Raw genomic sequence first — 24,145 nt, 5'->3', positions numbered from 1 at the left:
TTCTAAATGTAAGATTACCTCTATTGCTCATCATTGATTTATAACAGTTTTCTGTTTTAATCCAGTGTATTTTTAGCCATGGCATGTCTTGCCATGGCTTTTTTGTGAGCTTAGAGGAAAAGAAAGGGGATAATATGAAAAAAATTTCTAGCTATGTACTGGATAACTGGTACTTCTATTTGTTTGCCATCATCTGCATGGTTATACAGGTTAGCTTAGATATGCTCTCGCCCCAGATTACAAAGCGTATTATTGATGATGTAATCGGGAACGGACAAATCGGGATTTTAACACAGCTGCTGATGATGATATTTCTCATCGGTGCGGGACGCTGTGTATTTGGATATTTAAAGGAATACACCTTTGACAAGATAAGTGCAAGGGTTGCAACGGATATGAGAAGGAGACTGTTTCGTCATATTCAGGGGCTCTCAATCAACTTTTTCAACAACACCAACACGGGCGAAGTGATGGCAAGGGTGAAGGATGACGTGGACAAAATTTGGGCAGCACTCGGCTATATCAGTATGCTTCTCATCGAGGTTACGATACATACGACAATTATTTTGTTCTGCATGTTCCACCTCAATTTTAAGCTGTTTCTGATTCCTGTCATTGCGATGCCGATCGTGGCGATACTTGCTATGATGATGGAGCGCAAGCTCGGTGGTGTGTATGAGGAAATCAGTGAGGAAAATGCCGTGCTAAACACCGTGGCGCAGGAAAACCTTGCCGGTGTGAGAACTGTAAAAGCATTTGCAAGAGAAAAGTTTGAAATCAGCAAATTTCTCTCTCACAACAAGCGTTATTATGAGCTGAATATGCGCCAATCCAAGGTGCTCGTAAAATATCAGCCTATGTTTCAGCTGATTACAAAGCTTCTTCCGATTATTACGATTGTGTACGGCGGAACCTTGGTAATCAACGGAGAAATTACGCTTGGAACGCTTGGAGCGGCAGTGGAATATGGCAGCAATATCGTATGGCCGATGGAGATGCTTGGCTGGCTGTTTAACGACCTTGCTTCCGCAATCGCTTCAAACAATAAGATTAAAAAAATATACGAGGAGCAGCCTCAAATCACGGAAATCGAACAGCCTATTCTATTAGGTGATGTAAAGGGTGATATCAAATTTGAGAATGTGTCCTTTCAGGTGGATGACAAATACATATTAGAGGATATTTCCTTTGAGGTTATGGCAGGAAAGACCATCGGTATCATGGGAGCGACAGGAACCGGAAAGACCTCCATTATCAACCTGCTACAGCGTTTTTATGACGTGGCGGAAGGAAGAATACTTCTGGATGGGGTTGACATCAAACAGTTGAGCCTGAAGGAACTGAGAACAAATATTTCTCTTGTTATGCAGGATGTATTTTTGTTTTCCGACACAATCAATTCCAATGTCAAGCTGGGAAAAAATAAGATTGTTAGAAACGATGAGGTAAAGGAAGCACTTGAGAAAGCAGATGCAGCCTCCTTCATCAAAAAAATGGAAAACGAATATGAAACGCTCATCGGAGAGAGAGGAGTCGGCTTATCCGGCGGTCAGAAGCAAAGAATCAGCATTGCGAGGGCGATTGCAAAGAAAATGCCGATACTTGTTTTAGATGATTCGACCTCGGCACTTGATATGGAGACGGAATTTACCATTCAAAACAACCTAAAGGAGCTTGAGGGTATTACCAAAATCATTATTGCCCACCGAATCTCAGCGGTACGAAACGCAGACGAAATTATCGTTCTGGAAAAAGGAAAGATTGCGGAGCGGGGCAAACATGAAGATTTACTGGAAAAGAAAGGCTTATATTATAAGACATACCATGCACAATACGGCGAAAAGCTTGGTGCATAGAAGGAGGGACAGATGGCAATCAATTCAGTAAAAGAAGATGAACAACTCGAAGCCGGCGCCAGAAAAGTGACGCTAATTCGCCTGTTTCGGTATTTGCTGGCATATAAAGCAAAAATTATCATTGTGCTTTTTATTATGCTTGGCTGCGTCACCATTACGCTGATTAATCCCCTCATCATAGAAAAGGCAATTGATGTTTATATCAAACAAAAGGATATGGAGGGGCTGTTAAGGCTGGGCGCATTAGCGGCAGTTCTAAACATTATACTTGTTATTTTGATTAAATTCAGAATGTATATGATGGCAGAGGTGTCAAACAAGGTGCTGCTGACCATACGAAAAGAGCTGTATGCTCATATCCAGACGCTCAGCTTTCATTTTTTTGACAGCAGACCGACAGGAAAAATACTGGCAAGAATCATCGGTGATGTAAACTCCTTAAAGGACGTGCTTTCAAACAGCGTTACGACACTGATACCGGATTTTATTACGATTTCGTCTGTTGTCGTTATTATGTTTATTAAAAACTGGCAGCTTGCACTGGCGGCACTGAGCAGTCTGCCGCTTATGGTGATTGGCGTATGGATTATTCAGACAAAGGCACATGTCAGATGGCAGATACATCGAAAAAAAGGTTCCAATGTCAATGCTTTTGTGCATGAGGATATTTCGGGAATGTATATCATTCAAAGCTTCAGTGCAGAGGAGGAGACGCAGGAGACCTTTGAGACTCTTTTGGAGGAGCATCGTTCCTCCTTTATGTCAGCGGTAAAATTTGCCGATGCGTTTGGACCTGTGGTCGATTTTTGCTGGGGCATCGGCACACTGATGCTCTTCTATGTTGGCGTTATGCTTATCGGAAGCGACACGGTGCCGGTTGGAACGCTGATTGCGTTTGCAACTTATATCTCGATGTTCTGGCATCCGGTTTTAAACCTCAGTAATTTTTACAACCAGCTTATCACAAATATAGCAGGTGCTGAGCGAATTTTTGAGATTATGGATACAAAGGCAGATATTATTGATGACGCAGAGGTTGAGACACTTCCGCCTGTCAAGGGAGAGGTGGAATTTCGGGAGGTATCCTTTGAATACGATGAGAACAGCAAGGTGTTAGACGACGTGAGCTTTCTTGTAAAGCCGGGTGAAACAATAGCGCTTGTTGGCCCGACCGGGGCAGGGAAATCCACAATAGTAAACCTGATAAGTCGTTTCTATGATATTCAAAAGGGCGTTATCGCCATAGACGGCTATGATGTCAAAAAGATATCAATCGAGAGTCTGAGACAGCAGATGGGCATTATGACACAGGATAACTTCTTGTTTGCCGGAACCGTCAGGGAAAATATCAAATACGGAAAGCTTGATGCTACGGAGGAAGAAGTTGTAAAGGCTGCAAAGGCGGTAAATGCACATGAATTTATTATGGAGATGGAGCAGGGCTATGACACCGTCCTAAAAGAAAGGGGTGCGGGACTCTCCGTCGGACAAAAGCAGTTACTTGCATTTGCGAGGACGATGATATCCGAGCCGAAAATACTTATTTTGGATGAAGCAACGTCCAGTATCGATACACATACAGAGCTGCTTGTTCAGGAGGGAATTGAGGCATTGCTAAAGGGCAGAACGTCCTTTGTTATCGCTCACCGCTTATCAACAATTCAAAATGCGGACAGAATTTTTGTCATTGACAATGGCGGAATTGTGGAGCAGGGTAATGCGAAGGAGCTTATGGAGAAGAAGGGCGCCTACTACGACCTTTATATGGCGCAGTTTGCAAATGTGGTGTAAAATATATAAGTATGTAAAATGGAAGAGCTGAGGGATGAACCAAGCTCTTCCATTTTCCGTGTTTCGCTTATCTTAAGCATAGCGAATGTGTTATTGACTTTAGTAAAATAATTGTAGAATAGTATAATGGGATTTGGTATAATTTAAGGTATATTTGAGGAATAAAGGGAACTATTATTTGAGGGGAGGTGAAATATATTAGGGGACTATTTTGGAATATAAAGAAGAAAAATCTTGTAATTGAATTGGCAGAGGCTTGCATAGAGAATAATATAGATATAATCGCGTTGGCAGAGTCTGACAATTTGGACAAACAGTATTTTATAGAACAACTATCTAGAAATGGAATGAAAATTGAGGAACAGCAAATACTTCCTAAGAATAAAGGAATTGTTTTGTTTTCTAAAAATAATTTAAAGGTTATACCATACAAGGAAGAAGCGTATTATAATGCATATAAGATACATGAGCATAAGAAAAAATATCTTTTGATTGTAACGCATTTTCCAAGTGCAATGTTTAAAGATGAATGGGCGAGGAGTCAGAATGCCTATGAATTATCGAAAAGTATTGAAATATTAGAGCAAAATTGTAATAACGAAGAAATGCAATTACATGAGAGCGAATATAGCATGCTGGTAGTTGGTGATTTTAATCTACAACCATTTTCAGATGGGGTTGTCAGCGCCTACGGTTTTAATGCTACCATGGATACAGCAAAAGCCAAGACTGGAAAAAGAACAGTGGATGGGGTTGAAAGAAAGTTTTATTATAATCCTATGTGGCATGTAATGGGGAAACGGGATAGTACATTAGGCACATATTATTATGATTCCGATCAAAGTAATAGATCATTTTTTTGGTACACTTTTGATCAGGTATTATTGAGACCAGATTTAATAGATAATTTTGTTTGGGAGGATTTTAAAATAATAGATAGGATAGGAAATAAAGTATTAATAAAAAACAATAAAATTGATGGTAAGAGTTTTTCAGACCATTTGCCAATTCAATTTGCAATAAGATAGAGGAGGAGATGTAATGTCATTAGATCTATGGAATTTTAATGAAAAAACTTTAAAAAATAGAGCGGCAGAGTTGCCTAATAATATTTTACGAGAGCAGGCAGATATTCTTTCGGATAAAACAGGAGGAATTATTTATGGGAAAATATCAAATAGGAAATTTAAGCCGAAGGATACTGATATACAGTACAATCTTGCAACAGAATTTAATGTTGTAGTACCATTACTTGACAACTATTCTTATAATTTATTAATACTGTATTCAAAACCGGAAAGCGATTATCCTATTGCAATAACAGTTGGAAGCAATGTGGTTGATGATGCAGAAGATTTTAACCCACAATATGAGTGTAGTAATCAAAAGGAATTTATTGAGTCTTTAAAAAGTATTTTATCTTCTGATGAAGTAAACAAAAATATAGAGATTTTGTATTCAAAAGCAAGCTTTTAGAAGGAAGTGAGTAAATAATGATGATACGGCTTAATGTCCCATATCAGGAAAAAGACATGGCAAAGTCAAAAGGGGCAAAATGGAATCCAGATATAAAAACTTGGTATGTGGATGATATTGCAAATTTGGCAGGATTGGCAAAGTGGGTCAACTCTTATAATATTGTTTGTGAAAATATCTATATTCTAAAGATGGAACGTATATGCTGGAAATGTAAAAAAAGCTCCGATGTTGTATGTTTAGCTACGGATAAAAGCTATTCGACAGAAAGTGGCTATAAAATTAATTCGGATATTCAGTTGCTCTCATATGTGCTTGAAATGCCTGATTTACTGGCAAATTATATGAAAGAACAATTCTCTTATTTTCCATCGTACTCAAGAACAATTAATAGCACTTATTATATTAATCACTGTAAGCATTGTAACAGTATTCAGGGGGATAATTTTTTACATGAAGTTCCTGCTGAAGCATTTTATGGGAAGCTTTGTTATAAAAATAGTGAAAGAATAAACTATGCCAAGCTTAAAAATCAATTTAGTATTCCTATTCAAGCTGATTTGCCATATTATGACGAAGTCAGCAGTTCAATGGAAATGATGATGTTACATATGGAAACTGAAATTGAGAATAGGGCGAGCCTTAATATTACTCAAGGACTGATAAATAAGTTATTCAGTGTTAGTAACCCACAGCCAGACATTAGTATAAACGGTGTATAGGAACGGGAATAAATGGGAATAAAAATGAGAAAACCAAGCTAGCCTCATAGGAGTAAAGAATCCTAAGAGGCTGGCTTTAATTTATGACAAGTAAAGCTGCTTACAGCCTCATCTTGTTACAGGCTATTTATTTGCATACTGAGGTTTGTTATAAAAAAGTAACTTATAGTTCTTTTTGCTCTTATGTAATAAAAATGTGCCTACTTTTTTAATAAGACCGCCTATTTTATAATAAAAGCGTAGCAGAAATCATTCGATTTAAGGAGGAAATGAATATGTCAGTATTTACAAAAAAACTCAGTGCTCAAGCTTATTTTAAAGTACAGCCGGACGAGAAAGCAACCAGTGCATGTGGCTCAGCTTGCGGAGCAGGGGACAAGGAGTCGGAGCAGAAGCCAAGCGCATGTGGTTCGGCTTGCGGAGCAGGCGATAAAGAAGCGGAGCAGAGCCCAAGTGCATGTGGTTCAGCTTGTGGAGCAGGTGATAAATAAGCGGTATGTTACAGCTAGGACTGACACTCAATCGGTGTCGGTCCTCTTCCTATTATAGAAATGCCTATGAGTACATTCTTTTTCAAGATAAAGGAGATTATAAAATGATGGAATATTTTGCATATCAGTTTCATATAACCGACCAGTGTGACCAGAGATGCGAACACTGCTATATTTTTTCAGAGGATAATAACAAGTGTTTAAATGAAATGACGCTTCCAGATGTAAAGAAAGTAATAGATAATTGCGAGGATATGTGCAGGAAAATGAAGCGCTTGCCATATTTTTATATCACCGGAGGTGATCCTATTTTACATAAGGACTTCTGGTTGATTGCCAAATACCTAAAAGAGAAGAACATTCCGTTTGGAATTCTTGGAAACCCATTCCACTTAAATGATGAAGTCTGCAAGAGGCTCTACGACCATGGATGCCGGAAATACCAACTTTCGATTGACGGCATGAAAAAGACACATGACTGGTTTCGCAAGCCGGGTTCTTTTGATGCGACGCTTGAGGCAATTCCATATATTCGAAAAGCTGGAATCCACTGTGCGATTATGACCACAGTTTCCGGCACGAATATCAAAGAAATAGAAGACATTGTGGACTTGGCGGTAGAAAATCATGTAGATATTTTTGCATTTGCCAGATATTGCCCGACGAGCATAGAAAAAGAAACTCATATTGAGCCAGAGGAATACAAGGCATTGCTGGAACGGCTATGGGAAAAATTTGAAACCTATAAAGACTGTGGCACCACTTTTAATTTGAAAGATCATCTCTGGAACTTATTCCTATATGAAAAAGGACTTTATAAAATACCGGAGGGGCTTGATAGAAATATTATGTATGATGGTTGCAACTGCGCAAACTGCCATATGACAATTCTGCCGACTGGAGAGGTTTATGCCTGTCGCAGAATGGAGAGCAAAATTGGAAATGCTTTGCAGGGGAAGATGTATGACCTGTTTTTAGGAGACGCGATGAATGCTTACCGCAAGTATGATCAATTTGAAAAGTGCGCGAAGTGTGAGCTGTTAAGATTTTGCAGAGGCTGTCCGGCAGTTTCTTATGGATATACCCATAATATGTATGCTGCGGACCCGCAATGCTGGAAAGAGGTGAGCTAAGATGAAAGCGGTACAATTGATAAGAAGCTGTAAAGCTGAAGAGATGGAAATAACAGAGGTACCGATACCAAGTGTAAGAGATGGCTGGGTACTGGTAAAAATCATAGCGTTTGGTTTAAATCATTCAGAGTTGGTTTTAAGAAAATATGAGGTAAATGCACCTTATATTAAAAAGCCGATTATTCCAGGAATTGAATGTGCAGGAGTGATTGAAGATCCATCTGACAGCAGGTTTGAAAAAGGAGATAAAGTCATAGCCTTAATGGGTGGAATGGGACGCAGTTTTAACGGAAGCTATGCGGAATACGCGCTGTTGCCAATCAGTCATGTATTTCGTATGAGAACAAAGCTAGACTGGGTAAAGGCAGCGGCAATACCGGAAACTTTCTTCACAGCATATGGCTCTTTGATAGATTGTCTGCAATTAAAAGCAGAGGACACTCTTTTGGTACATGGCGGAACTAGTGCTTTGGGACAGGCGGCCATTCAGCTTGGTAAGGCGATGGGGAGCAAAGTGATTGCCACTTCGAGAAAAGAAGAGAGACTTTCCTATCTGAAAAAAATAGGTGCAGATATGGCAATGATGGATGATGGAACTTTGGAGGATCAGGTAAAAAAGGAGTATCCGCAAGGAATAACAAAGGTTTTGGAACTGATAGGACCATCGGCAATCGAAGTTACGTCAAAGCTCTTACAAAAGCATGGAATTATATGTAGTACGGGGCAGCTTGGAGGCAGCGCCTACCAGAGCTTTGATCCGATAAAAGCTCTGCCGAATGGTGTGTATTTAAGCTCCTTTTACAGCAATTATCCAACGCAGGATATTATGGATGAAATATTCTCCATCATAGAAGAAAAATGCATAGAGCCAGAAATAGGTAAGATATTGCCTTTCGATGAAATCAAGAAAGCTCATGAGCTATTGGAGAACGGTGAGGCAGGCGGAAAAATTGTAATATCGGTAAATAGCCATAAAGATTTGTAATAACTATAAAAAGAAGAATGAGCAGTGAAATCACTCACTGTTCATTCTTCTTTCTAATATTTTTATTATGCCACAAATACCACGATACCTGTAAAGGCAGCTAAAGTTACTATCATATACAATGAGACGAAAGCAGACATAAAGCTTGCATCATCTTCATCTTTAAACAACGGTGAAACCTGATTAATGAGTACCAGTGCCGGAGGACACATAAAGAACAGTAGAATGGCAATGAAAAATGTTTTGTCCGCAACGAGATGAGAGAAAAGTTGTGTAAATATTGCCGCTCCGACACCCATAATTGCCATGCGGCATACAACGCAGAGAAGTAATGGTTTGATGCTGCTTTTCTCAATCTTAAACTGATATCCGATCATAAACAAAATCATTGCTACAATCGGTGCAGTTGCCATGGAAGCTACATTTGTGTAGACTACATCCCAGCCGGTTGTCTGCAACAGTTGATATAATCCCACACGATTTAGTAAGAAGCCTGATATAAGTGAAATGACAAGAGGAGTACAAATAATATGTTTCAATAAGGCTTTAATATTCGAAGCATTTGACTCCTTGGCAGACACAATCAGCGGAATAACGAGAAAGATAATAAAAATACCTGCAATATCCAATAAAACAATATTTCCGATATAGGAAGCTCCCACGATAGTTGCATAAAGAGGGAAGCAGACATTTCCGCCGTCCACGGAGCACATCAGATATTTGGAGATATGTGCAAATTTTCCTCCGACAATTTTTCCTGTGAGTGTTCCGACTAAAATGGCTGCAATGTGAAGTACAAACACATACCCGACTACAAGCAGTGCCGAGGCTTCCAAGCTGGTGATGAATAAGGCATTAAACACCATAATCGGAAATAGGATATTGCATACAACACTGTTCATTCCCAATGCCTGTTCTTGTGTAACAATTTTTTTCTTTTTCGATAAAATGCCAAGACCTATCATAAAAAATACCGGTAATATTGTCGCTAATATATTCATTGTGATCCTCTCTCTGGCACTCTTTTGTCCAGAAGCTGTTTTCTATTCGTAAATTCATTATAATTTAAGCTTCATCAGAAAAACAGTACGCACAAATCTATTACCCAGTCACCTTTTTGTAACTACCTTGCGCAATTTAGTTTGTTAGAATATAATTTGAATATAACACTCTAATAGGAACGAATGGAGGTGAATATATGCTGACAAAAGAAGAAATGCCGGCTTGTCCTGTAGCGACCACAGTTGCATTGATTGGAAGCAAATGGAAGCTTCTGATTATGCGAAATTTAAGGGTCAGACCTTGGCGTTTTAATGAGCTGAAGAAAGATTTGGAAGGCATTAGTCAAAAGGTGTTGACGGATAGTTTGCGTTCCTTGGAAGAGGATGGTATTGTTACACGGACGGTATATCCAGAAGTACCTCCGCGAGTAGAATATGCATTAAGTGAATTGGGAGAGTCTATGTGGCCGATTATTGCTTCGATGGAGACATGGGGATTAGGTTATCAGAAGATGGTGAATGAAGGTCAGTAGAAAGAAATTTACACCCTAATCCTATGATACAAAAAACGAGGAAGCGAAATCAAAACAGAGTTCGCTTCCTCGTTGCTGTATCCTGAAAACAAAAATAATCGGGGCGATGACGAGACTGTGTGTATTCAAAAAGAATACCGTCTGAGTTATAGGTCTGGTTGCTGATGACGGCAAGACAGTTGTAGTCATTCAGTTCCAAATATTTCTCATCAATCTCGGTAATCCGCTCCACCGTAACCATGCGCTTGCTTGTAAGAATGGACATACCTAAATCATTTTCTAAATACTCATAGATGGACTGCTCTGCAATCTCCTTCGTAAGACCCGGAGCAGCTTCCTTTAAAAACATATTAATATCCAAAATAAGCGGTTTTTCATCGAGATATCGGACACGCTGTATATAATAAAGTTCACTGCCGGCAGAAAAGCCGCTGTGCTTTTCCATGCGCTCATCTGCGACCAACTCTGTAAACTGTATAACTTTTGTGTTCGATTTTCTGTGATTTCGCTCCGCCGATTCCTTAAAGGATTCGATACCGCCGATGGTAAAGGCTGCCTGATCAACCGGCTGATAAATAACCTGAACACCGATGCCATGCATGCTTTGGACATAGCCCTCCCCCGCCAGTGATTGAATGGCACGGCGTATCGTATTTCGCGTGCATTCATAAATGCCTGCCATAGTGTTTTCGGAAGGCAGAAGATCCTGGTAATTATATTCTTGGGCTTCAATTTTTCGTTTTAAATCAATGTATATCGTTTCAAATTTAGTCTTTGGCATAATCAGTCCTCACTGTATTTATTACAACAATCTTTATTTATTATAGCGGGGAAACAGCGGATAGTCAATGCTTCAACGTGCCGATTGCGGACAAAAATTTGAGATGTTAAAAATAAAAGTTGACTTGTTTAAACAAGTATGATATAAAATAAATATAACTTGTTTAAACAAGTAAAAGGAGGAGAAATACTATGGGTAAGTATGCAGATGACGCAAAAGAGCTGCTAAAGCAAATTGGAGGGAAATCCAATATCGCGGCAGTATCGCATTGTATGACAAGAATGAGGTTTGTCTTAAATGACCCATCCGCAGCGGACATAAAGGCGATTGAAGCGATGAAGGTCGTAAAGGGAACCTTTACACAGGCAGGGCAGTTTCAGGTTATTATAGGAAATAACGTCGGAGAATTTTACAATGACTTTGTGGAAGTTGCGGGAGTGGAAGGTGTTTCCAAGGATGAGGTAAAGCAGGCGGCAAAGCAGAACCAGAATTTGCTTCAGCGTATCGTGGCGGTTATCGCAGAGATATTTGCACCGTTAATTCCTGCGATTATCGTAGGAGGTTTGATTTTAGGTTTTCGAAACTGTATTGACAGTTTATATCTGTTTGACAACGGAACAAAGACACTTTGTAACATCAGCCAGTTTTGGGCGGGAATTGACAGCTTCTTATGGCTGATTGGTGAAGCGGTATTCCATATGCTTCCGGTCGGCATCTGCTGGTCCGTTACAAAGAAGATGGGTACGACACAGATGCTTGGTATCGTGCTTGGTTTGACCTTAGTGTCCGGTCAGTTATTAAACGCTTACGGCGTAGCTTCCACAGCGGCAGCGGATATTCCGGCTTGGGACTTCGGATTTTTCAAAATCAATATGATTGGATATCAGGCACAGGTTATCCCGGCAATCTTGGCGGCATTTACCCTTGTGTATCTGGAAAAATTCTTTAGAAAGATTACACCACAGGTTGTATCCATGATAGTTGTTCCGTTCTGCAGCTTACTTCTTGCAGTTATAGCAGCACACTTTGTGCTCGGACCTATCGGCTGGAAAATCGGCTCGGTTATATCAAGTGTTGTATTTGCAGGTATTACAGGACCTTTGAAAATACTATTTGCGGCAGTGTTTGGATTTGTCTATGCGCCGCTTGTTATTACAGGACTTCACCATATGACAAACGCCATCGATTTACAGTTGATTGCAGACTACGGCGGAACAATGCTGTGGCCTATGATTGCACTTTCCAATATTGCACAAGGCTCTGCAGTTTTAGGAATGATTTTCTTGCAGAAGAAAAATGCACCGGCTCAGGAGATTAATATTCCGGCATCTATTTCCTGTTATTTAGGTGTTACAGAGCCTGCTATGTTTGGTGTAAACTTAAAATATGCATTTCCGTTTGTATGCGGTATGATTGGTTCTGCCAGTGCGGCAATCCTTTGCGTAGCAACCGGTGTAACTGCAAATGCCATCGGTGTAGGCGGAATTCCGGGTATCCTTTCCATTCAGCCGAAGTATATGCTGATGTTTGCACTTTGCATGCTGATTGCTATCTGTATACCGTTTTTACTTACTGTAGTGATTGGAAAGAAAAAGAGAGTTTAAGGAGATAAGGAGAAAAATGGCAGATTTCAAAGATAAGGTAATATACCAGATATATCCGAAATCCTTCCGGGACTCAGATCAGGACGGAGTCGGAGATATCAGAGGAATTATAGAAAAATTAGATTATTTGAAAGAGCTTGGAATTGATTATATTTGGACGACGCCGTTTTTTGTTTCCCCGCTTCGCGATAATGGGTATGATATTGCCGATTATTTCAATATTGACCCGTTATTCGGAACGATGGAGGATTTGGATCAGCTTATTGATGAGGCAGAAAAAAGGGGGATCGGGCTGATGCTCGATATGGTATTCAATCATACATCCACAGAGCACGAATGGTTTCAGCGTGCTCTGAAGGGAGAGAAGGAATACCAGGATTATTACATCTTTCAGGATGGAGAGCCTGACAAAATTCCAACTAACTGGGTATCCAAATTCGGCGGTCCGACTTGGGAATATGTGCCGCATTTGAAAAAGTGGTATCTGCATTTGTTTGATGTGACGCAGGCGGATTTAAACTGGGAGAATCCAAAGGTACGCGAAGAGCTGAAAAATGTGCTTCTTTTTTGGAAGAACAAAGGTATCAAAGGCTTTCGCTTTGATGTCATCAATCTGATTTCAAAGCCGGAGGTGTTTGAAAACGACAGTGAAGGCGACGGAAGAAAGTTTTATACGGACGGACGAAGAGTGCACGAGTTTTTAAAAGAACTTGTGCAGGATACGGGAATTGACTCACTCATAACGGTCGGGGAGATGTCCTCGACCTCCATGGAGAGCTGTATCCGCTATTCAAAGCCGGAGGAAAAGGAACTGTCTATGTGCTTTAACTTCCACCATTTAAAGGTCGATTATAAGAACGGCGATAAATGGGAGATTATGGAGCCGGACATCGAGGAACTGAAAAATCTCTTTGTGCAGTGGCAGCTTGGAATGCAGGAGGAAAATGGCTGGAATGCAGTATTCTGGTGCAACCATGACCAGCCCAGAATTGTTTCGAGACTCGGCGATGATAAAGAATACTGGCAGGAATCGGCAAAGATGCTTGCGACTGCCATTCACCTGCTTCGCGGAACCCCATATATCTACCAAGGCGAGGAAATTGGAATGACAAATGCCTATTTTTCCTCAATTGAGCAGTATCGGGACGTGGAGAGCTTAAATTACTATGAAATAATGCTTGAGCAGGGGAAGAGCAAGGAAGAAGCGCTTGCCATTCTAGCCAAGCGTTCACGGGATAATGCCAGAACACCAATGCTTTGGAATGAGGACAAAAACGCGGGATTTTCAGAGGCAAAGCCTTGGATTTCCATTCCTGAGAGTGAAAGGCAGGTCAGCGTGGAGGCTCAGCTCAATAAACCGGATTCCATATTAGAATATTATAGGAAGCTCATTCGTCTGCGAAAGGAAAAAAAGGCAATATCTGAAGGTATGATAGAGTTTTTGTATAAGGAAAAGCCGGATATTTTTGCTTACAGAAGAATGTCAGAGAAAGAGGAGTTTATCGTTATCAACCATTTTTCGGAAAAAATAGTGGTTTTAGAGCCGGACTTTGCATTAGCGGAATATAAGGTAATATTAGGCAATTATGAAAAGCACCAATCTGACAGTAAGAATCTGGTACTGCGTCCGTTTGAGACAATTGTATTGGAAAGAATATAGTTAGTTACGTGAAACTTGAGTTAAGCGTTGACAAACACGTATTTCCTTGGATATAATGCATGAAGATTGAAAGACAGCATAGTTTTTCAGCCGAATGAATATAGAAGCGCTTTGATAAGGGAGTAGTTGGCACGCTTGTGTAGTAAAATCAACATAATGATAAATTATTTATCTGGTTTTACTTTAAATAATGAGACTTATCTGTGGTATACGCCACAGATGGGTCTTTTTTTATATCATAGGAAAATACATTCTTTGTTTAGAAAAGGAGAAAAGTGATGGGTTTAATCGAATTATTTATTTTGGCAGTAGGGTTATCAATGGATGCTTTTGCGGTGGCAGTCTGTAAGGGCTTGGCGATGCGAAAGGCGGACTTGAAGAAAGCAGGAATTGTAGGTCTTTACTTTGGTGTGTTTCAGGCGGTTATGCCGCTGATTGGATATCTGCTCGGTGTGAGCTTTCAGAGTAAAATTACATCCGTCGACCATTGGATTGCGTTTGTTTTGCTCGGAATTATCGGCATTAATATGATAAGAGAGTCTTTCCGTGGAGGCTGCGGCTGTGAGGATGACCACTGTGATACAGATGCTTCTTTGAACTTTAAATCCATGTTTGTTCTTGCGGTTGCAACGAGTATCGATGCATTGGCAGTCGGCATTACCTTTGCTTTTCTAAAGGTTGATATTTTACCTGCTATCAGCTTTATCGGAGGTGTGACATTCGTTCTTTCTATGGTGGGCGTAAAAGTAGGAAATGTGTTTGGCTCAAAATATAAGTCAAAGGCAGAGCTTGCAGGAGGTGTGATTCTTATTTTGATCGGAGTTAAAATTTTATTGGAGCATTTGGGCTTTTTAGCATAGCAGAGGTGAATTTACAAATGCCTTCTTTGTATGTATTTGTACATAAAAGTAAAAAAACGTGTAATAATATCGTAATATATTCGTAAAAAAATAAAACTAAAACTAATAAAATAGTTTTTTGGCGTAAAAACATATAAATTTGTTAAAAATGTAAAAATATTCATTAAATTAAATAAAAATATTTACAAATTGTATAAACAAAGTTAAAATAGGAATAACAATTAACTTAATTAACAGGGTTTATAACGATTTGGGGGATGCACGAGTGGAAAATCTAAAAAACAGAGCGGGGCTGGCAACCTCAGAACCTGAGAGAAACAGGGAGATGGACGCCGAGTATTTGGAGTATTTAGAACTATGTGAATTAAGTAATAGGAATACAGAAATAATGATGTCCTTTGAAGCAAAGGATTATTGGGGGGCAACAGGAAAAAATAAGGAAGAGAGGGACGCACTGACAAATCTCTACAGTAATTCCTATGGAGAAGGTCTGATTAGGAAGTATTTAAGTAAGAAGCAGGTCCAAGATTGTTCCTTATTTGTTATTGATATGGATAATTTTGCTCTGATTAATGACACCTACGGTGTTATGTTTGGGGATATCCTGTTAAAAGAAGTGACCGAGATTGTCCAAAAAATATCAAAGTCTGAGGACATACTCGTAAGACTTGGCGGCGATGAGATACTCGTATTTTTAACGGACAGCAGCTATGAAAACGGCATTCGGTTTGCAAAGAGACTATGTGACAAGGTAGAGCGGATTTATTCCGGTGAGAAGAAAGAAATCACAATGTCCTGCAGCATCGGCATTGCGCAGTCGCTGCATGTAAAAAGCTTCAGTGAATTGTATAACAATGCAATAATCGCTCTTGAATATGCAAAGCAGGCGAACAAAGGCGGCTACATTAGCTATGATGATAAATTAAAGGATATGCAGATACGAATCAAGCAGGACTATTTAAACAGGCATCTGGTGCGGGCAATCAAAAACAATCAGGATGAGTCTGAGGATAACATGATTAACTTTGCTTTTTCATTGCTTGAGAAATCAAAGGACTTGCCAAGCGGTATCAATATGCTGCTGTCACGGATTGGAAAAGTATATGATTTGGAACGGGTATCCGTCATGGAAATTGACATGGATTTTTTTAATATCCAATATACCTATCAATGGGCGAAGGAGATAAAGAATTTATCTGTGGGCAATTCCTACTATCTCGGCAAAGAAAGATATCGCCAGATGGAAAACAAATATGAGATGAAAAGTATCTGTGAGGAATCGAATGAGTTTTATTCCTTGAATTCCTGTCTGCATGCACCGATTTATGATATGGGTGTTTACTGCGGCAGCGTGTGTTTTGAGAAAAACAAGAAGGATTATGCTTGGTCCGATGAGATCAAACGTTTCTTGAAGGAAATTGCTCAGATTATCTCAACCTACATATTAAAAATAAAGGCAGACAGTGAAAGTCGGGCAAAGGCGGATTTTTTATCGCGCATGTCGCACGAGATACGGACACCGATGAATGCGATTATCGGCATGACAAGCATAGCAAAGAGTGCCATCAATGACAGAGAAAAGGTGGAGGACTGTCTCGACAAAATTGAAAAATCCACAAAGTATTTAATATCAATTGTCAATGATATTTTGGACATGTCTAAAATAGAGAGTGGGAAAATGGTGATTTTAAATCAAAGTTTTGATTTGAGAAAGTTAGTTCGGGAAATCGAAGCGATGATAAAACCTCAGGTAGACGATAAGCAGATTAATTTTCTCATAGAGGAAAATTATAACGGATATATTCTGATGGGTGATGAACTGCGCTTGAGTCAGATATTGCTGAATATCCTTGGAAATGCGGTAAAGTTTACGGAGGAAAAGGGAGAAATCATTTTTAAAATTGAGCAGACGGAGCAGGAAAAAGACAGCGCTACGATACGTTTCAGTGTAAAAGACTCGGGAATTGGTATCAGTAAGGAAAATATAAAGCGGATTTTCAACTCCTTTGAGCAGGCAGAGGATAATACGTCAAGAGATTATGGGGGAACGGGACTGGGACTTTCCATTTCAGCGAATCTTGTGCAGAAAATGGGAGGAACGCTTGAGGTAAAAAGCAAATATAAGAAGGGTTCGGAGTTCTTTTTCACCATTCGTTTTCAAATGGGACATGCAGACGAAGCGTCTGAGAAGGAAAAATATTCGGTTTCGGAAGACTATCATTTTGACGGAAAACGTGTTCTTGTTGTGGAGGATAACAGCCTGAATATGGAAATCCAGAGATCTCTTCTTGAAATGGCGGGCTGTATCGTGGAAGGTGCAAAAAACGGGAGAGAGGCAGTCAAGAGCTTTGAGAGTAATCCGGCATATTACTATGACATTATCCTGATGGACATTCGGATGCCTGTTATGGATGGTTTGGAGGCGACAAAGCGGATTCGAAATTCCGAGAGGGAGGATGCAAAGACTGTACCGATTATTGCAACAACCGCCAATGCGTTTGATGCGGACGCAAAAAAATCACTGGAGAGCGGTATGGATGGGCATCTTAGCAAACCGATTGAAATCAAACACCTCTATGAGGTAGTAAGCCGGGCAATGAGAAACAATGCTGGGGTATCAAAACCTGTTAACCTGCTGATGGAGCGTCAATGTTTTCCGACCTACCGAGACAGCCAGATTATTATGGCAGCAATTAGGGAAAAGAGGGAGGCAGACAGAAGAGAGGCAGAAAAGCGGGAAGAGGAAATGCGAAAAAGGAAAGAAACGCAGGAAGCAGATTCGGATATTTTCTCAGCGCTTCATATAGAAGGCATTGATATGGAGATGGCAAGAAAATATTTCAACGGAAATGGAGAGATTTATCTCGAAATTTTAGGACATGTGTGTGAGGATGCGAAGAACTGTAAAAAGAGAATTATTACATGCAAGCGAAACGATGACTGGAAGGGCTATGAAATCCAGGTGCATGGATTAAAGGGTGTAGCGGCAAGCATCGGTGCCTCTGCTTTTTCCGAGTATGCCAAAAGACATGAGACTGCATCCAAGAATAATGATACGGACTTTATCAAGGAGGATTTTCCTGTTTTCATCCAAGAGTATGACCGGCTGGTCGAGAAAATTCAGAAAAAGATAAAAAATGAGACTGTTTAATCGTGCATAAATATTTATTTTGTGGTATAAAAACTTACTTATCTGTATAAAAATCACTTGACGCTTAATCTATTATTGGATACAATTAAGATTAAGGCTTCTGCTTTAGCAGGGGTAGCAAGAGGAGATGAAGCAATGGAAAACAGAGAAGTAAAGATGAACCATCATACAAATCTGCTTCAGTTAGAGGAACATATTTATAATTTGGTAGATGTGGAGACTCCTAACGTATACAGAAATCTATTTCCGTATGAAGAAGTACCTAAGATTGCGTTTAATGACAGAATTGTACCTCATAATATGCCGGAGGAAATCTGGATTACCGATACAACCTTCCGTGACGGACAGCAATCAAGAGCACCATATTCTACTGAACAGATTGTAAAAATATATGATGATTTACACAGACTAGGCGGACCGAAGGGAATCATCAGACAGAGTGAATTTTTCTTATACAGCAAAAAGGACAGAGATGCTGTATATAAATGCATGGAGAGGGGTTATCAGTTTCCTGAAATAACAAGCTGGATTCGTGCGAACAAAAAGGATTTTGAATTAGTAAAGGAAATCGGAATGAAGGAGACCGGTATTTTGGTGAGCTGCTCCGACTACCATATTTTCTATAAGATGAAGATGACAAGAAAAGAGGCAATGAACCATTACCTAAGCATTGTCAGAGAGTGTCTTGAAACCGGAGTTAGCCCTCGCTGTCACTTGGAGGATATCACGCGCTCCGATATATTCGGCTTTGTCATTCCGTTTTGTTTAGAGCTTATGAAGCTTAAAGAAGAATACAAAATTCCTGTCAAGATAAGGGCATGTGATACAATGGGCTACGGCGTTAATTTTGCCGGCTCTGTAATTCCGCGTTCCGTGCAGGGAATTATTTACGGCTTGACCATACACGGGGGCGTTCCGTCCGAGCTGATTGAATGGCACGGACATAATGACTTTTACAAGGCGGTTACGAATTCCACGACAGCATGGCTCTATGGTGCGTGCGGCGTAAACTGCTCTTTATTTGGAATTGGGGAGCGTACCGGAAATACACCGATTGAGGCTATGGTGTTTGAGTATGCACAGCTCAAAGGCACTCTTGACGGAATGGATACAACGGTAATCACCGAGCTTGCCGAGTATTTTGAGAAGGAAATCGGTTATACGATTCCGGAGAGAACTCCGTTTGTGGGAAAGAACTTCAACGTGACCCGTGCGGGCATCCATGCGGACGGCCTGCTGAAAAATGAGGAGATTTACAATATTTTTGATACCAAGAAGTTTTTAAACAGACCGGTACTTGTGGCTGTCTCCAACACATCAGGGCTGGCAGGTATTGCACACTGGATTAATACATACTATGAATTGTCTGAGGAGAGCCAGGTTGATAAGAGCTCGGCACTTGTCCAGGTTGTGAAGGATTGGGTTGACGAAGAGTATGAAAGCGGCAGAGTTACGGTCATAACCGATAAGGAATTAGTCACCGTGATTGAAGAAACTTGCAATAAATTAGGAATATCGTTGAAAAAATAGGTAAAATCTTTTATTATAGTAGATGTACCTTAGAGGAAATTTTATTATAACTGGTTTAGGAGGACATTGGCGTGGAAAAAATTAAAATGGCAACACCGCTTGTTGAAATGGACGGAGATGAAATGACAAGAATTCTTTGGACGATGATCAAAGATGAATTGCTACATCCGTTTATCGAGCTGAATACCGAATATTATGATTTGGGACTGGAATATAGAAACGAGACAAACGATCAGGTAACGGTAGATTCCGCAGAAGCTACAAAGAAATATGGCGTTGCTGTAAAATGTGCGACCATTACACCGAATGGTGCGAGAATGAAGGAATATACATTGAAAGAAATGTGGAAGAGTCCAAACGGCACAATCCGTGCAATTTTAGACGGAACCGTATTTCGTGCACCGATTATTGTAAAGGGCATTGAGCCATGTGTTCGCAACTGGAAAAAACCAATTACCATAGCAAGACATGCTTATGGTGATGTATATAAAGCATCTGAGATGAAGATTCCGTCAGCCGGAAAGGCTGAGCTTGTCTTTACAGCAGAGGATGGAACAGAGACAAGAGAGCTTATCCATACGTTTAAGGGCGAGGGTATCATTCAGGGAATGCACAACTTAAACGACTCCATTGAAAGTTTTGCAAGAAGCTGCTTTTCCTTTGCGCTTGATACAAAGCAGGACTTATGGTTTGCGACAAAGGATACCATTTCCAAAAAGTATGACCATACTTTCAAGGATATTTTTCAGGAGATATTTGAGAAGGAATATGAGGAACAGTTCAAAGAGGCAAGAATTGAGTATTTCTATACACTCATTGACGATGCGGTAGCGAGAATTATGAAGGCAGAGGGCGGCTTTATCTGGGCTTGTAAAAACTATGACGGCGACGTAATGAGCGATATGGTTTCCTCCGCATTTGGTTCTCTTGCGATGATGACTTCCGTGCTTGTTTCTCCGGAAGGCTACTACGAGTATGAGGCAGCTCACGGAACGGTTCAAAGACATTATTACAAGCACTTAAAGGGCGAAGAGACATCCACAAACTCTGTTGCAACTATTTTCGCATGGACAGGCGCACTCAGAAAAAGAGGCGAATTAGACGGAAATAAAGAATTGATGCATTTTGCAGATAAGCTGGAGCGAGCTTGTGTTCAAACAATAGAAGCAGGTAAGATGACAAAGGACTTAGCTCTGATTACATCCAATGAAAACACAGTTACCTTAAGCAGTGAAGGTTTTATAAAAGCAGTACGAACGACATTAGAAGAGATACTATAAAGTGAAACAACTAACGCTTGTGCCGTAAGGTGCAAGCGTTTTCGTGTATGACTTCACGAGGAGGCAATATGAGTAAGAACATGACAGAAGGAAATATTCCAAAGCACATCGTAGGCTTTGCGATACCGATGATTTTGGGGAATATTTTCCAGTTAACCTATAATGCAGTAGACTCTATTATTGTAGGCAGATACGCAGGGGAAGAGGCGCTGGCGGCGCTTGGAACTTCAAATCCGATTTTGAATATTATGATATTTTTTATTATCGGAATTTGCCTTGGAGCCTCTATTTTGATGAGCGAATTTTTTGGCGCGGGAGATATGGACAAGCTGAAGCGGGAAATATCCACCTCGATGATTGCAGGCAGCATTTTCACCGTTGTGATGATTATAATCGGAGTGCTTGCAGCACCTTTTATCCTTCGACTTATTCAAACACCCGAGGAAGTGCTTCCGATGGCAGTGAGTTATCTTCGAATTAGCTTTATCGGATTGATTTTTATCTTTTTTTATAATATATATGCCTCAGCGCTTCGAAGTATCGGGGATTCAAAGACACCGATTTATTTCCTGATTATCTCTTCCATTGTAAATGCAGGTTTAGATATGGTGTTTGTGGCAAAGTTTGAAATGGGTGTAGTTGGAGCGGGACTTGCAACCGCAATTGCGGAGGCGCTTTCCTGCATTTTATGTTATGTCTATATTTACAAGAAAGTTCCAATTGTTCAAATAAAACGAAAAGAATTTGTTTTTGATAAAACATTAATTGGCAGAACTTTAAATTATAGTTGGGCGACGGCGATGCAGCAGACGGTTTTACAGATAGGAAAGGTGCTTGTGCAGGGAGGCGTGAATCCGCTCGGTGTAGACAGCATTGCAGCATTTAACGCAGTAAACCGTGTGGATGACTTTGCATTTATTCCCCAGCAGAGTATTGCGCAGTCCATGACTGTATTTATCGCTCAAAACAGAGGAGCCAAAAAAGAAAACCGCATTCAGGAGGCTTTCCGAAAGACGCTGTTTATTGAGCTTGCCTATTGGGTAATCCTGCTTATCGTCACAATAATTGCGGCAAGATCGATTATGAGGCTTTTTGTCAGCGACGGGGCGAGCAATATCGTGGGGCTTGGCGGAGGTTATCTGACCATCATGGGCGTTCTCTATATCATGCCTGCATTTACGAACTGGATACAAGGATATTTCAGAGGGATGGGAAAAATGGAAGTAACTTTTTATTCCACCACAATACAGATGGTATTTCGAGTAATCTTTGTGTACCTGTTGATTCCTGTTGTGGGCTTTAACGGCATTGCATATGCCTGTGGTTTGGGCTGGGTTGCCATGCTCTTATATGAGGTTCCGGTATATTTGCGGTTTCAAAAAAGGAAAAAATTGCAAAAGGAGTAAAACTTTTCTGGATTTTGCCGATATATAAATAGGAGTTATGAAAATAAATAACAGGGAGGTTTTTATGAAAATTCAAAACAGTATCATTGCATCAGCAAACAATGCCGCGAATAAGTCTAACGGAGTAGAAAAAAGCGGTAAGGACGAACAGAAAGCAGAGTTAAGCGGAAATATTCAGGCAAGCGAGATTAACCTGATGCAGCCAAAGGACAGTTCCATTAAGGATTTACTGGACAGAAAAACGGAATTAACAAAGAAAAGCGATCAGCTTGAGATACAGGCGAAGCTTGATGCGATTAAAGAAAAGCGTGAGGAAGATATCGCGGGCTACCGTGAAGATATCGAATTCAATCAGGGGCTTATCAATGATATAATAGGCAAGCAGGACAATCTCAAAAAGCTCTACGGGGTGGAAGATGACAGTCCGGAAGAACAGGAATTGAATTTGCGCAGGAAGGTAAGCGAAGCGATAAAAAGCGGTAAATCAATTTCAGCGGAGGACTGGGAGGCTTATCAGTCATTGGGTGCGCCAAGCGAATATCAAAGCAGAATGATAGAATTTGACAAGATGATTAGTGTGTTTAATGACAGAATTGACGACAGCTCGAAACAGCTGTTGAGTGCTTTGAAGGAAGAGCGGGATGAATCAATCTCACAGGAGGATGCACTGATTATTGAAAAATATCAGGAAATGATTGAGGAAGAGATGAAGAACATTGACAAGCAGGTCAATGAAAAAGTAATAGAAGCTGCGGGTAACGTGGTGGATGAGAGTGTGTAAAAAAACAGCCAAGTTCCTCATCGGTGAGAGGTGAGAGACTTGGCTGCTTTTTTTATTTATGGCTGTCGCGGTACACTTTGGGTGACATGCCGTATTCTGCATAAAATTTCTTATAAAAAAAATTCTGATTTTTATAACCGCAGTCTGCAGCAATTTTATGAATCGGGAAATCACTGTTGATTAAATAAAAAGAAGCGAGCTTCAGCCGGTATTCACTTACCAAATCCTTAAAGGTGCTTCCGGTTGCTTTCTTTATGGCACGTGATAAGTAATTTGGATGAAAGTGGTATTTTTCGGCAACGCTTTCTAAGGTACAGTCCACGCAATGTTCTTCCATATAAAGAAGGATTTCCGTAATGTAATTTTTATTGGAAGATTTGTATTCGTTTTCCTTTTCAGTTTGATAGCAGCGTACCAGCTCAATAAAGAGCAGCCGCATGTAATTGTCAATTACCTCCTCGGCGCAGATTCCCGGCTCTAAAAATTCACAGTAGGCATTTTCAAACAACTCTTTTACAAGAGGATTCTGGGCGGTGTGAAATAAAATGTATTGATTGTGCTCGTTGGAAGTATTGAGTGCATTGGAAAGAAAACGTGCAATCGGTCCGCTGTCTGCCAGCTTCAATAAAAATGAATTTGTGAAATACTGAAAATTCATAATCGCGTTCAGAATAATATCATCGTCATGGGTGGTATACAATGTATGGACAACCCGGCTGTCCATAATACAGACATCGCCTGCACCAAGCTGCAGCTCTTTGCCGTTGATAACAGCCGTCGCATTACCGGAATAGATAAAATTCATTTCGATATAATCATGGCTGTGAAGCGGAACGATAGAGTAGCGGTTCTGGCGGTTGAACACAATATTGTTGTTTAGTTTATACGGCTTTGCCGACGGTACAGAGTGGTAATCACGAAATTGCAGCGCCGCAAGGGAAGAGCTGATGGCAGGCATCTTAAAATGATAAGTGCCATCTGCCTCCATTCCGCCGAGAAGCCGGTTATAAATTTTATTGTTGGGGACCGGGTTGGAACGATAGTTCAATTCCTTGTCTGTCAGCGGAGTTACTAATTTTTCAAACTCATTTCTGTACATTATGC

At 40.3% G+C, this 24,145-nt stretch carries 19 protein-coding genes and 1 pseudogene; 17 read left to right on the top strand and 3 right to left on the bottom strand.

Annotated features, from left to right (window positions below):
- Window positions 1-134 precede the first annotated feature (134 nt).
- From CTY48_RS09210 to CTY48_RS09175, 8 genes are all read left to right on the top strand, one after another.
- A complete protein-coding gene (locus tag CTY48_RS09210) occupies window positions 135-1,856 on the top strand; it encodes an ABC transporter ATP-binding protein (protein WP_099468207.1) in 1,722 nt (573 codons plus the stop codon).
- Between the two features lie 12 nt (window positions 1,857-1,868).
- Entirely contained in the window at window positions 1,869-3,647 is a 1,779-nt protein-coding gene (locus tag CTY48_RS09205; protein WP_099468206.1) for an ABC transporter ATP-binding protein, read from the top strand.
- 188 nt (window positions 3,648-3,835) lie between these two features.
- Window positions 3,836-4,675, top strand: coding sequence for an endonuclease/exonuclease/phosphatase family protein (locus tag CTY48_RS09200; RefSeq protein ID WP_099468205.1), 840 nt, complete (start codon window positions 3,836-3,838; stop codon window positions 4,673-4,675).
- 13 nt (window positions 4,676-4,688) lie between these two features.
- Entirely contained in the window at window positions 4,689-5,123 is a 435-nt protein-coding gene (locus CTY48_RS09195) for a hypothetical protein (protein WP_099468204.1), read from the top strand.
- A 17-nt stretch (window positions 5,124-5,140) separates the two neighbouring features.
- Complete coding sequence (locus tag CTY48_RS09190; RefSeq protein WP_099468203.1) at window positions 5,141-5,845, top strand: DUF5710 domain-containing protein; 705 nt, start codon at window positions 5,141-5,143, stop codon at window positions 5,843-5,845.
- Between the two features lie 275 nt (window positions 5,846-6,120).
- The gene (gene acgA / locus CTY48_RS09185) at window positions 6,121-6,336 is read left to right on the top strand and encodes an ACGX-repeat peptide (RefSeq protein ID WP_099468202.1); all 216 of its coding nucleotides are present in this window, start codon (window positions 6,121-6,123) and stop codon (window positions 6,334-6,336) included.
- 104 nt (window positions 6,337-6,440) lie between these two features.
- On the top strand, window positions 6,441-7,469 hold the full coding sequence (gene acgM, locus CTY48_RS09180; protein ID WP_099468201.1) for a radical SAM/SPASM domain protein, ACGX system: 1,029 nt from the start codon (window positions 6,441-6,443) through the stop codon (window positions 7,467-7,469).
- 1 nt (window position 7,470) lies between these two features.
- The gene (locus tag CTY48_RS09175) at window positions 7,471-8,454 is read left to right on the top strand and encodes a zinc-binding dehydrogenase (RefSeq protein ID WP_099468200.1); all 984 of its coding nucleotides are present in this window, start codon (window positions 7,471-7,473) and stop codon (window positions 8,452-8,454) included.
- 65 nt (window positions 8,455-8,519) lie between these two features.
- On the opposite strand, the gene CTY48_RS09170 is transcribed toward CTY48_RS09175, so the two are convergent.
- On the bottom strand, window positions 8,520-9,455 hold the full coding sequence (locus tag CTY48_RS09170; protein ID WP_099468199.1) for an AEC family transporter: 936 nt from the start codon (window positions 9,453-9,455) through the stop codon (window positions 8,520-8,522).
- Between the two features lie 197 nt (window positions 9,456-9,652).
- On the opposite strand from CTY48_RS09170, the gene CTY48_RS09165 reads away from it, so the two are divergent.
- Complete coding sequence (locus CTY48_RS09165) at window positions 9,653-9,988, top strand: winged helix-turn-helix transcriptional regulator (protein WP_099468198.1); 336 nt, start codon at window positions 9,653-9,655, stop codon at window positions 9,986-9,988.
- A 49-nt stretch (window positions 9,989-10,037) separates the two neighbouring features.
- On the opposite strand, the gene treR is transcribed toward CTY48_RS09165, so the two are convergent.
- Window positions 10,038-10,769 (bottom strand): trehalose operon repressor, encoded by a 732-nt coding sequence (gene treR, locus CTY48_RS09160; protein WP_099468197.1) that lies wholly within the window; start codon window positions 10,767-10,769, stop codon window positions 10,038-10,040.
- Window positions 10,770-10,960: 191 nt separating this feature from the next.
- Between treR and treP the strand changes: the two are divergent.
- From treP to CTY48_RS09120, 8 genes and pseudogenes are all read left to right on the top strand, one after another.
- Window positions 10,961-12,364 (top strand): annotated as a pseudogene (gene treP / locus CTY48_RS09155) (PTS system trehalose-specific EIIBC component); the annotation flags it as partial.
- 25 nt (window positions 12,365-12,389) lie between these two features.
- On the top strand, window positions 12,390-14,033 hold the full coding sequence (gene treC, locus CTY48_RS09150; RefSeq protein WP_099468195.1) for an alpha,alpha-phosphotrehalase: 1,644 nt from the start codon (window positions 12,390-12,392) through the stop codon (window positions 14,031-14,033).
- Window positions 14,034-14,311: 278 nt separating this feature from the next.
- Entirely contained in the window at window positions 14,312-14,893 is a 582-nt protein-coding gene (locus CTY48_RS09145; protein ID WP_099468194.1) for a manganese efflux pump MntP, read from the top strand.
- 265 nt (window positions 14,894-15,158) lie between these two features.
- A complete protein-coding gene (locus CTY48_RS09140) occupies window positions 15,159-18,044 on the top strand; it encodes an ATP-binding protein (protein WP_099468193.1) in 2,886 nt (961 codons plus the stop codon).
- A 135-nt stretch (window positions 18,045-18,179) separates the two neighbouring features.
- The gene (locus CTY48_RS09135) at window positions 18,180-19,574 is read left to right on the top strand and encodes a beta/alpha barrel domain-containing protein (RefSeq protein WP_099468192.1); all 1,395 of its coding nucleotides are present in this window, start codon (window positions 18,180-18,182) and stop codon (window positions 19,572-19,574) included.
- Window positions 19,575-19,645: 71 nt separating this feature from the next.
- A complete protein-coding gene (locus CTY48_RS09130) occupies window positions 19,646-20,854 on the top strand; it encodes an NADP-dependent isocitrate dehydrogenase (RefSeq protein ID WP_099468191.1) in 1,209 nt (402 codons plus the stop codon).
- A 68-nt stretch (window positions 20,855-20,922) separates the two neighbouring features.
- Window positions 20,923-22,260 (top strand): MATE family efflux transporter, encoded by a 1,338-nt coding sequence (locus tag CTY48_RS09125; protein ID WP_099468190.1) that lies wholly within the window; start codon window positions 20,923-20,925, stop codon window positions 22,258-22,260.
- A 64-nt stretch (window positions 22,261-22,324) separates the two neighbouring features.
- Window positions 22,325-23,041, top strand: coding sequence for a hypothetical protein (locus CTY48_RS09120; protein WP_099468189.1), 717 nt, complete (start codon window positions 22,325-22,327; stop codon window positions 23,039-23,041).
- A 52-nt stretch (window positions 23,042-23,093) separates the two neighbouring features.
- Here CTY48_RS09120 and CTY48_RS09115 read toward each other — a convergent pair whose 3' ends face one another.
- Entirely contained in the window at window positions 23,094-24,140 is a 1,047-nt protein-coding gene (locus CTY48_RS09115) for an AraC family transcriptional regulator (RefSeq protein WP_099468188.1), read from the bottom strand.
- Between the last annotated feature and the right edge of the window lie 5 nt (window positions 24,141-24,145).

This window comes from Konateibacter massiliensis (assembly GCF_900184995.1).
In the GTDB taxonomy this organism is placed as follows: Bacteria; Bacillota; Clostridia; order Lachnospirales; family Lachnospiraceae; genus Lachnotalea; species Lachnotalea massiliensis.
This window is presented reverse-complemented; position numbering and strand designations above follow the sequence as displayed.

Coding starts and splice junctions, on each gene's coding strand:
- acgM (WP_099468201.1), top strand. CDS start 6,441: ATGATGGAATATTTTGCATATCAGTTTCATATAACCGACCAGTGTGAC.
- treC (WP_099468195.1), top strand. CDS start 12,390: ATGGCAGATTTCAAAGATAAGGTAATATACCAGATATATCCGAAATCC.
- CTY48_RS09135 (WP_099468192.1), top strand. CDS start 18,180: ATGGAAAACAGAGAAGTAAAGATGAACCATCATACAAATCTGCTTCAG.
- treR (WP_099468197.1), bottom strand. CDS start 10,769: ATGCCAAAGACTAAATTTGAAACGATATACATTGATTTAAAACGAAAA.
- CTY48_RS09170 (WP_099468199.1), bottom strand. CDS start 9,455: ATGAATATATTAGCGACAATATTACCGGTATTTTTTATGATAGGTCTT.
- CTY48_RS09175 (WP_099468200.1), top strand. CDS start 7,471: ATGAAAGCGGTACAATTGATAAGAAGCTGTAAAGCTGAAGAGATGGAA.
- CTY48_RS09115 (WP_099468188.1), bottom strand. CDS start 24,140: ATGTACAGAAATGAGTTTGAAAAATTAGTAACTCCGCTGACAGACAAG.
- CTY48_RS09125 (WP_099468190.1), top strand. CDS start 20,923: ATGAGTAAGAACATGACAGAAGGAAATATTCCAAAGCACATCGTAGGC.
- CTY48_RS09190 (WP_099468203.1), top strand. CDS start 5,141: ATGATGATACGGCTTAATGTCCCATATCAGGAAAAAGACATGGCAAAG.
- acgA (WP_099468202.1), top strand. CDS start 6,121: ATGTCAGTATTTACAAAAAAACTCAGTGCTCAAGCTTATTTTAAAGTA.
- CTY48_RS09205 (WP_099468206.1), top strand. CDS start 1,869: ATGGCAATCAATTCAGTAAAAGAAGATGAACAACTCGAAGCCGGCGCC.
- CTY48_RS09165 (WP_099468198.1), top strand. CDS start 9,653: ATGCTGACAAAAGAAGAAATGCCGGCTTGTCCTGTAGCGACCACAGTT.
- CTY48_RS09195 (WP_099468204.1), top strand. CDS start 4,689: ATGTCATTAGATCTATGGAATTTTAATGAAAAAACTTTAAAAAATAGA.
- CTY48_RS09145 (WP_099468194.1), top strand. CDS start 14,312: ATGGGTTTAATCGAATTATTTATTTTGGCAGTAGGGTTATCAATGGAT.
- CTY48_RS09120 (WP_099468189.1), top strand. CDS start 22,325: ATGAAAATTCAAAACAGTATCATTGCATCAGCAAACAATGCCGCGAAT.
- CTY48_RS09210 (WP_099468207.1), top strand. CDS start 135: ATGAAAAAAATTTCTAGCTATGTACTGGATAACTGGTACTTCTATTTG.